General features: G+C 68.3%; 2 protein-coding genes. Both read right to left on the bottom strand.

Going from position 1 to position 2,457, the window contains the following annotated elements; all coding sequences use genetic code 11:
• Positions 1-25: 25 nt before the first annotated feature.
• Positions 26-1,792: an ABC-ATPase domain-containing protein gene (locus HMPREF1136_RS08325; protein WP_009648904.1), complete on the bottom strand. Its 1,767-nt coding sequence runs from the start codon at positions 1,790-1,792 to the stop codon at positions 26-28.
• Positions 1,793-1,915: 123 nt separating this feature from the next.
• Positions 1,916-2,371, bottom strand: coding sequence for a hypothetical protein (locus tag HMPREF1136_RS10945; protein WP_156791873.1), 456 nt, complete (start codon positions 2,369-2,371; stop codon positions 1,916-1,918).
• Between the last annotated feature and the right edge of the window lie 86 nt (positions 2,372-2,457).

Raw genomic sequence — 2,457 nt, 5'->3', positions numbered from 1 at the left:
CGACCCAGCGGGCGCCCGGCAGCGGCTACGACTCGGAAACCTCGCCCGCAACGCCCTCGCCGCGCGGCTTGCGCAGGGCCAGGCCGCGGTAGCGGTTGATGGCCGCACCCACGTCGATGAGGCGCGGGCGCGCCAGGAACGCCGGGTAGGAGCGGGCGCCGAACTTGCAGACGGCGTCCAGGCCTTCGGAGGCGAGGCGTCGGCCGAGCTTGGCCATGAGGTCGGGCATCGACTGTTTGCCGGCCATTTCTTCGAGGACGCCGCGCACGCACCAGGCGATGGCCTCGGCCTGCCCGGGATCGACGACGGCGGCGACGTCGGAGATGTCGATGGTTGATCGGTCGATGGTCAGAACGGATGTGCCCGAGGCTTTGGTGCGCGGGCGGTCCACGCGGGCTTTCGCGGCGGGTACGCGGGGTGCTGCCTCCCAGCTGGTGTGGGCGTCGGTGCGGGGGCGCGGCAGGTTGGTCACGACTGTGTGCGCGCGGGAGGTGACGTCGAGGCAGTGGTAGTTGTCCATCATGAGGACTCGGTCGGCGGCGTCGAGGAACGCTCCGGAACCGCCGACGACCATGATGAGGGAGATCCCGGCCTCGGTGAGGGAGGTGACGCGGTCGACGAGGGGCGTGATGGGTTCTTTGTCGGCGGCGACGAGGTCGCGCATGCGGGTGTCGCGGATGAGGAGGTTGGTGGCGGAGGTGTCTTCGTCGATGAGGAGTGTGCGTGCGCCCAGCTCGAGGGATTCGATGATGGAGGCGGCCTGTGAGGTGGATCCGGATGCGTTTTCGGTGGAGAAGGACGTGGTGTCGGCACCGCCCGGGAGGTGGGTGATGAAGGGTGAGATGTCGACGCCGGTGACGGCTCGGCCGTCGGCGGCGCGCACCTTCGTGGCGGTGGGGTCGGTGGCGACGAGTTCGCGGCCGTCGCCGGGCACGTGCGCGTACACGCCTTGGGCGATGGCTTCGAGGAGCGTGGATTTGCCGTGGTAGCCGCCGCCCACGATGAGGGTGAGGCCCGGGGGGATCGCCATGCCGGACACCTCGCCGGCGTGCGGCAGGGTGACGGTGGCGCGCAGGGATTCGGGGGCGGTAAAGGCGACGACGCCGTCCCCGGCCAGGGGTGCTTCGGACACGCCGGAGCGTCGCGCGAGCATGGCCTCGTCGGCGACGAAGGATACCCAGCCGCGGTCTTCGAGGATGCCCTGGAGGGCGCGGTAGTCTTCGTAGGCGGCGACGTGGCCGAGGAGGCGGGAGCGCTTGCGGGTGGTGGCCGGGTCTTCGGAGACGAAGTCGAAGCAGTCCATGATGATGTTGGGCACGTCCACGTCGAAGAGGCGTGCGGCGCTCTTACCGAGGATGGTGCGTCCGCGCGCGGGGAGTTTGACCTGGAATCGTACTTCGACTCGGTCGGGCAGGACGGTCGCGTAGGAGCGTTGGAGGATGAGGGCACCGGCACGGGCGATGGACACGTCGCGCGCGCCGCGGGCGCGGATAGCCTCGTCGAAGGTGCGGGCGATGAAGTCCCCGGCTGCGAGGCGTGCGTCGGGCGAGGCCAGGGCGGCCTCGGGCAGGCCCATGGCCTCGGGTCGGGTCCAGGCGCGCAGGGATGAGGGCGGGGCGTAGGGGTCGGCCTGCACGTGGTCTATGGCGAGGGTGAAGTCGCCGTAATCCCAGGCACCGAGGGCGTTCTTGTAGAACCCGTAGGGTCTCCCGTCCGCGTATCGGAGCTGATCGAGCAGGTCAGCGTCGGTTCCGGAAATCGAGCGCGAGGGGGCTTCGTATCGGGGAGTCATACGTCAAGTTTACAGGCGCATCCACGCGCGTCGGGGTTCGCGCGCGGTGGCCGGGTCGTGAGGTTCGGGGACGAGGCCGGGGTGCGGGTTCCTCGGGGACGAGGCCGGGGTTGGGGTGCGCGGTCAGCCGAACAGCCAGACAATGAAGGCGATGAGGGCAGCCAGGTCGACGACGAAGCACGCGAGCACAACATAGAAGGTGGTCCGGGCGAGCTTGATGGCGGGCTCGGGGACGTGGTAGTCGACTGCGGCGCGTACCTGCGCTCGCGCGGCTGGCAGGCATGCGCCGGACAGGATGATGAAGCAGAAAAAGATGCTCAGCAGCGAGATGGTGATCAGGATGATGGAGGAGGTTCGGACCCGGGCATTGTAGGAGGCCCTGACTTGTTCCACCAGTATCTGGCCGTAGGTGACCGGGCATCCGTGGCGTGAGGCATGCGCCGGAAGGTGTGGGGGCCGCGAGAACGGGTGTTTCCCCGGGGTCTGTACTGGAACAGTCGTGTAATCCCAGGCGTGCGCCGAAGTGGGTGTCTGCGCGACTTTGGGCTGGCGCGCGAAGACGTTGTTGATGTTACTCATGCGCTGCTCCAGATGTGGTTGCCTTCAGATCACTGCTGCATCCTATCGCAGACACCTGAGGAACAAAACGGGCGGGTCCAGGAACA

The organism is Actinomyces sp. ICM47 (genome assembly GCF_000278725.1).
Taxonomy (GTDB): Bacteria; Actinomycetota; Actinomycetes; order Actinomycetales; family Actinomycetaceae; genus Pauljensenia.
Note: the sequence above shows the minus strand (reverse complement) of the source record. Positions and strands in the feature narration are given on the sequence as shown.

What these genes read in the sequence shown, in the direction of transcription:
- HMPREF1136_RS08325 (WP_009648904.1), bottom strand. Translation starts at nt 1,792, where the DNA reads ATGACTCCCCGATACGAAGCCCCCTCGCGCTCGATTTCCGGAACCGAC.
- HMPREF1136_RS10945 (WP_156791873.1), bottom strand. Translation starts at nt 2,371, where the DNA reads ATGAGTAACATCAACAACGTCTTCGCGCGCCAGCCCAAAGTCGCGCAG.